This is a genomic window from Nocardia sp. JMUB6875 (assembly GCF_041154655.1).
GTDB lineage: Bacteria > Actinomycetota > Actinomycetes > Mycobacteriales > Mycobacteriaceae > Nocardia.
Window position 1 is genome coordinate 20,332 of the sequence record NZ_BAAFGR010000113.1, and the last position, 6,769, is coordinate 27,100.

Consider the following 6,769-nt stretch of genomic DNA (forward strand, 5'->3'; position numbering starts at 1 on the left):
ACCAAGTATGTGACGCGATCCGCGCCGAAATCTGGCTACAGTTCGCTGAACTCAGACACTAAGGTGTGGTCCATGGACAACGCGTTCGCCCGCGACATGTGGCGCGTGCTGGAGCCGCTGCACGCGGTCTCCTACTTCGCCCCCGACTGCATCGCCGCCAATAAAGCGGTTGGCCTGCGCGGATTCTGGATGGGGTACTTCGCGGCGCGCTCGGCGCCGCTCGGCGCGGTCGGGCCGTCGATGGTCGAGGCCACCTTCTACAACTTCCATCCGGCCATGGTGCGGCGGGCGATTCCCGACGCCTGGAGCTACGCCACGCCGGACGCGGTCATCGCGACCCGCACCATCGCCGCGGCGGCGGTGCTGCGGAATGTGGTGCCCGACATCGTGACCATCGCCGCGCGGGCGGTCCCGCATCTGCGGGACGCGATCAATGCCGCACCCGATGGCGGCCGCCCGCTCTTCGCCGCCAATCGCGACCTGCCGACGCCGGGCGATGCCGTGCACGCGCTGTGGCAGGCCGCCACCGCACTGCGCGAACATCGCGGCGACGGGCATGTGGCGTGCCTGCTGACCGAGGGGATCGACGGGTGCGAGGCGCATGTGCTGTTCTCGGCCTCGACGGGGACGCCCGAGCAGATGTGGCGCGACAATCGCGGCTGGAGCGAAATCGATTGGCAGGCGGCGCGAGAGCGGCTGCGCGAACGCGGATTGCTGGACGCCGAGGGCCTCACCGAGGCCGGGAGTGCATTGCGCCAGCACATCGAGGCTCGCACCGATGCACTGGCCATGACAGCGTATCGCGATATCCCCGGCATGGTCGAAACCCTCTCGATCCTGGCGCCCGCGGCCCGGGCCGTCGCCCGCAGCGGCGAAGTTCCTTATCCCAACCCCATGGGAGCCGACCCAGCCTGATCCGGAGCGCGGTCCGCCGCAAGACTTTTCAGGCGGATCGCAGCCCCTCGAACTGCAGCGCGAGCAGCCGCCGCCAGTCTCCGCTGCCCGTGCTGATCGTGGCGGACAGTGCGCCGACCATCATGTACACATCGGCGACGGTGAGGTCGGCGCGCAATGCCCCTGCGGCGCAATCGGATTCGATGATGTCGCCGATCACCGCCTCCAGACCGGCGAGGGCTTCGCCGCGCGGCGCGCTGCCGCGCGAATGCCGGGCCGCCTCGATGGCCGCCGACAGACCGCTGTCCGCTTCCAGGGTTTCACCGACATGGTTCAGATAGCGCCACAGACCCCGGCCGGGCTCACCGCCCAGGCAGGTGCGCGCGTACTCCTCGATCTCGGCGAAGCGTTGCGCGGCAGCGGCTTCGATGAGATCGGCCTGGGTCGGGAAGTGCCGGTACACCGTGCCGATGCCGACACCCGCGGCGCGCGCCACCTCCGGCAGCTGGACCTGACTTCCGCGCTCCGCGAACAGGTTTCGCGCGACCTCCAGAATGCGGTCGCGATTGCGCGACGCGTCGGCGCGGGCCTTGCGCGACGGCGATGACGGGGTTGACACCTGGGTTCCCTTCCGGCCTACACTCGAAACGGAGCCGGATTCCGGTTCCGTTTCTCTTGATCGAAAGGGTACCACCATGTCCCACAATCGATTCCTGCTGCTCGATCCCGGCGCCGTGCGGCCCGGCCGCGTCCCCCTGCCGCCCGCCTTCGCGGTGAAGGCCACCACCGCCGATACCGAGGGCCGGTTCTCACTGCTCGAGGTGACCCTCGCCCGCGACATCCCGCGGCATACCCATCACGTGGCCGACGAATGCATCTACGTGCTCGAGGGCACCCTGGAAGTAGAGTTCGACGATCGCGTGGAGCACGCCACCGCGGGCATGTTCGTGCTACTCCCCCACGGCATTCCGCACGCCCTGCGCTGCGGGTCCACGCCGCCGCCCCGGCTCATCCAGATCTCCTCGCCGGGCGGCTGGGAGTGCTATCTGGAGGATCTGTTCGAGGCGGGACCGGCGGTGCTCACCGACGGGGCACTGGATCCGGTGAAGATCAACCCGGTCGCCGCGAAGTACGAGATCCGTTACGAGGAAACCGGAGTCGCGGCTCAGTAGAGGCCGGGGACCAGGCGCTTCGTGCCGAGGCGGTAGGTCTCGTACGGAGCGCCCAGGGTCGCGACGAGGGCCTTCTCCTCCAAGTTGATGCGGCGCAGGAAGGCGTACGTCGGGATGACGGTGGTGAGCAGCAGGGAGGGCAGGGTGGCGGTGGCTATGCCGAAGCCCAGGGTGATGAGCAGGACGCCGGTGTAGGACGGGTGGCGGATCCATTGGTAGGGGCCGTGTTCGATGACGGGCTGGTCGGCGTCCACCTCGACGGTGGTGCGGAAGTGCTTGCCCAGCACCACGATTGCCCAGGTGCGAACCACCAGGCCCAGCCACATCAAGGCGATGCCCGCGATCTGCCAGGCCACCGCCGGGCCCGGAAAGCGCAGCGGGCTGTCGGCGGGCAGGAAGACCACCACCACATTGGCGGCGACCATGGACCCGGCGACCAGCAGCATGATGGTGAAGCGGGTGCGGCCGTCGGCGGCCGTGGATCCGGTGCCGCGCACTCGATCTCGCACGCGCAGGGCGATTTCGAAGGCCAGCCACACCCAGGTGGTGATCACGGCGATGTTCACGTCGAGGAGTTCCTTCCGCGGTCCGAATCGACTGGCACGAGAGTCCCATTCAACGGCACTCGCGCACATCGGGGATCCACCCGGAGGATGAACGCGGTCCGCCCCGGGGATGACCCGGGGCGGATTTCAGGGTTGCTCAGCGGTGTTCAGCGTTCGTGGGACTCCTCCAGCACGGTCCGGCCCAGCAGCGCGTAGCGCGACGGGTCGGTGCGCTTGAGGTACAGGGCGTAGCCGATGCCGAAGAGGGCCACGGCGGCGACCAGGTACGGCGTCGCCTTCAGGACCATCGATCCCGCTTCCGCACCCGCCGCGGTATCCATATTGAGGACGAGCAGCAGCACCACGCCGATCATGGCCACACCGCCGAGCAGCGGGGCCACCAATGTCCGGAACCAGTGCCGGGTTTCGGGGTGATTGTTGCGGAAGTACGCGATCACCGCGAACGAGCAGGTGGCCTGCACGATCAGGATCGCCATGGTGCCCAGCACCGCGAGCAGCGTGTACAGACCGGCGTAGGGGTCCTTGCCCGCGAGCCCGAAGGCCAGCACCAGCGTCGCCGCGATGACGGTCTGCACCACGCCCGCGATATGCGGCGAACCGTGCCGGGGATGTGAGGAGCCGATGGTGCGCTGCAGCGCCGGGACGACACCCTCGCGGCCGAGGGCGAACAGGTAGCGGGCCGCGCAGTTGTGGAAGGCCATGCCGCAGGCCAGCGAACCGCTCACCATGAGCCACTGCATGGCGTCGACCGCCCAGTGCCCGACGTAGCGTTCGGTGGGGCCGAAGAAGACGTTCATCGGATTGTCGGAACCGGCCAGCTCCAGGGCCTGGTCCCCGCCGCTGCCGGAGATCGCCATCCACGACACGAACAAATAGAACACACCGACGCCCAGCACCGCGATCATGGTGGCGCGCGGGATGATTCGCTTCGGATCCTTGGATTCCTCGCCGTACATGGCGGTCGATTCGAAACCGACCCACGACCAGAACGCGAAGAACAGGCCCAGGCCGGCCGAGGGACCGTGGAAGGCGTTGACCGGGTTGATCGGCGCCAGCGAGATGCCCTCCGGGCCGCCGCCGTGGAACAGCACCGAGACGGCCATGATGAACAGCACCGTCACCTCGGTGGCCAGCAGCACCACCAGCAGCCGTTCGGCCAGCGCGACGCCGAACCAGGTGCCGACCGTGTTGATCACCAGCATGAGAATCGCGAAAACCCACCAGGGCACGTCTTTTCCGAGCTGATCGTGCACCGTGTTGTGGGCGAAGCTGGAGAAGATGCCGATCAGCGACGGCTCGAACACCACGTAGGCGAAGGCGGCGAGCAGGCCGGCCGCCAGTCCGGTGGTGCGGCCCAGGCCGAAGGAGATGAAGCCGTAGAAGGCGCCGGTGGCGGTGATGTGCTTGGCCATGGTGGTGAAGCCCACCGTGAAGACGGCCAGGACCACCATGGCGATCAAGAACGCCGCGGGCGTGCCGATTCCGCTGCCCGCCGACATCATGAACGGGACATTGCCGGTCATGGCGGTAATGGGCGCCGCCGTCGCGACGGCCATGAATACCACGCCGAGCAGACCCACCACATTGGGTTTGAGCCGCGATACTCCCGGTTCGGCTGGGCTGGATTCCCCGGTTAGTACTGCCGGTGTGGTCGGTTCCATTGTGAAGCTCCTCAGATCATGGTCGCGTGACCTGCGAGGAATTGTGCGGGCCGGATTGTTGCCTGGATATGAAACGGAGTTACCGACCGTGATCGGCAATGTGACTCAGGTCACTTTGCTTACGGTCGGCTCGAAAAATCCTCCGGCGCTTTACGAATCGTCAGGGGTGCGGCGAGGCCGCGGTTCAGTAGGTGCGCAGGCGAATGGCGTTGGCGGCCTTCTCGATCGGCTTGATGATCGGGCGCAGGGCCAGACCCTTCCACGGCATCCAGCGCAGCATGCGCATCATGGTCATCTGCAGGCGCAGCGCCTTGGCGTCGGCGGCGACCATCTGGGTGGCGTTGTTCCAGCCCAGGGTCAGGTTCTCCGAGACGAATTCGGCCATGCGGTCCTGGTAGGCGTCGAAGGCGACGCGGTGATCACCCGCGGCGGCGCGCAGTTCACCGGCGAGGACGTACGCGCCGACCAGCGCCATGCTGGTGCCCTGGCCGGACAGCGGGGACGGGCAGTAGGCGGCGTCGCCGACCAGTGCGACGCGGCCGGCGGACCAGCGCTCCAGGTGGATCTGGCTCACGGTGTCGAAGTAGAAGTCCGGCGAGTTCGGCATGGCTTGGAGGAGATTCGCCACCTCCCAGCCGCCGTCGGCGAAGGTCTCGGCCACCAGGCGCTGCTGGGCGGCGATATCGCGGCGGTCGGGCAGCTGCTCCGGGGCGGGAAAGATGAACTGCGCCTTGGCCGTCGAGCGCTGGGTGCTGTACACCTGCACGACCTTGCCGGGCTTGGCGTGCAGCAGCTCCCAGTGGTCGAGGTCCAGGTAGTTGGGGACGGAGATGACGCAGGCGGCCATCCCGGTGTGCTTCGCGAACTGCTCCTCCGGCCCGAAGACGCTGCGGCGCACCGTGGAATGCATCCCGTCCGCCCCGATCACCAGATCGAACACCCGCGGTGCGGAGTTCCGGAAATGCACCTCGACCCCGTCGGCGTGCTCCACCAGCTCGGTGATCGAATCACCGAACCTGTACTCCACCCCATTCTTGCTGGCATCGAACAGAATCCGCGCCAGATCGCCCCGCAGCACCTCATCGTCGCCGGGCGACCGCATCCCGATCAGATCCGGCCCGAGAGTGGCGAGTGCCTTCCCGTCCTCGTCCACCCACGATCCGCCGCGCATATCGGTCGAAGCCTTACGGATCTCCTCGGAGAGCCCCATCCGCTCGATGACCTCCATCGCGACTCCCCGAAGGTCGACCTTGTACCCGCCCTCCCGCAGCGTCGGCGCCTGCTCCACGACGGTGACGGTGAACCCGTACTCCCGCAGCCAGAAGGCGAGCGCCGGACCGGCAACGCTGGCCCCGGAGATCAGGATGGTCTTGTTGGCGAACTGCTGTGCGTTTGTCATGAGCAAAGCTTCGGCGGAGGTGCTCACCAAACCCTCACCGTCGCCTCACCACCCCTCACCAAGCTTCTGACCTGCCGCTATGAACCATCCAGCAAAGCCAAACCCCGTTGCGCGCGTTCATGTGCTTCGAGGAGGGTCGGCGAACCACCGGCCGGAATCTCCAGCACCTCCAGGTAATGGCCCCGCGCCTGCGCGGGATCCTCATCGCGCGCGACATCCCCCAGTCCGCGCAGCGCATTCGCGTACATGTCGATCGCACCGTGCGTGCGCGCAAGCTCGGCGGCACGCTGATAATCCGCCCGGGCCGCCGCCACATCGCGACCCGCACCCCCGCCAAGGCGGATATCACCCCGCCGGGCAAGCAGATCCGCGGTATCGGCCACCCACCCCAGCTCGGTATTGACCGCGATCGCCTCCTCGATCAACGCCAGCGAGGCCGCCTGATCACCGTGTCGCTCGGCCACCGCCGCCAGCTTGTCCAAACTCGCCGCGATCGCCCACCGATCCCCGATCTCCCGAAAACCCGCCAGCGCAGCGGCGAATTCCGGCTCGGATTCATCGACGTGCCCGGACATGAACAGCCCGAGCCCATCCCCCAGCCGCACGAACGCCCGCGCCCAATCATCCGCATCGAACAGTCGCCGCAGTTCCTCGGGATCACCGGGCACCATGACCCCCGCGACCGCGAGCAACAGCACCACATACGGCTGCCTCAGCGGCCGATCCAGCTTCGCGATACCCGCCGCGGCCCGCTCCAGCTCCGCCGTGAGATCACTCCGCCCCCGGGCCGCGACCGCCACGCACAGCGCGAATTGCTCCGCATCGATCGCCGAATTCAGTTCGGGCAGGATGCGGTTGGCGAGGTCCGGGGCTTCGCCGGGGCGGCCGGTGAGCCACCAGTACCAGGATTGGGCGGCGATGAGGCGGGCGGCGAGAGTTGGGTCGGTGGTGGCGGACCAGCGCAGGGCGGACTGGAGGTTGTCGTGGTCGGCGGCAAGGTGGGACAGGTGGTCTAGTTGGGTTCGGGTGCGCAGCAAGGGTTCTGCGGCTTCGGCCACGGTGGTGAAGTATTCGGCG

At 67.7% G+C, this 6,769-nt stretch carries 6 protein-coding genes and 1 pseudogene; 2 read left to right on the forward strand and 5 right to left on the reverse strand.

What is annotated here, in order from left to right; all coding sequences use genetic code 11:
* Window positions 1-72 precede the first annotated feature (72 nt).
* Window positions 73-915 (forward strand): hypothetical protein, encoded by an 843-nt coding sequence (locus ACAM49_RS26240; RefSeq protein WP_369638227.1) that lies wholly within the window; start codon window positions 73-75, stop codon window positions 913-915.
* A 28-nt stretch (window positions 916-943) separates the two neighbouring features.
* On the opposite strand, the gene ACAM49_RS26245 is transcribed toward ACAM49_RS26240, so the two are convergent.
* Window positions 944-1,513 carry a TetR/AcrR family transcriptional regulator gene (locus ACAM49_RS26245; RefSeq protein ID WP_369638228.1) on the reverse strand — a complete coding sequence of 190 codons (570 nt, stop codon included), beginning with the start codon at window positions 1,511-1,513 and terminating at the stop codon, window positions 944-946.
* 76 nt (window positions 1,514-1,589) lie between these two features.
* Here ACAM49_RS26245 and ACAM49_RS26250 point away from each other — a divergent pair, with 76 nt between their 5' ends.
* Window positions 1,590-2,066: a cupin domain-containing protein gene (locus tag ACAM49_RS26250; protein ID WP_369638229.1), complete on the forward strand. Its 477-nt coding sequence runs from the start codon at window positions 1,590-1,592 to the stop codon at window positions 2,064-2,066.
* Here the strand turns inward: ACAM49_RS26250 and ACAM49_RS26255 are convergent.
* The 4 genes and pseudogenes from ACAM49_RS26255 to ACAM49_RS26270 form a co-directional block, all read right to left on the reverse strand.
* Entirely contained in the window at window positions 2,060-2,632 is a 573-nt protein-coding gene (locus ACAM49_RS26255; RefSeq protein ID WP_369638230.1) for an isoprenylcysteine carboxylmethyltransferase family protein, read from the reverse strand. The two genes, ACAM49_RS26250 and ACAM49_RS26255, sit on opposite strands and share 7 nt — an antisense overlap.
* Window positions 2,633-2,778: 146 nt before the next feature.
* A complete protein-coding gene (locus tag ACAM49_RS26260) occupies window positions 2,779-4,293 on the reverse strand; it encodes an APC family permease (protein ID WP_369638231.1) in 1,515 nt (504 codons plus the stop codon).
* A 184-nt stretch (window positions 4,294-4,477) separates the two neighbouring features.
* On the reverse strand, window positions 4,478-5,692 hold the full coding sequence (locus ACAM49_RS26265; RefSeq protein ID WP_369638232.1) for an FAD-dependent monooxygenase: 1,215 nt from the start codon (window positions 5,690-5,692) through the stop codon (window positions 4,478-4,480).
* A gap of 77 nt (window positions 5,693-5,769) precedes the next feature.
* A pseudogene (locus ACAM49_RS26270) lies at window positions 5,770-6,769 on the reverse strand (hypothetical protein); the annotation flags it as partial.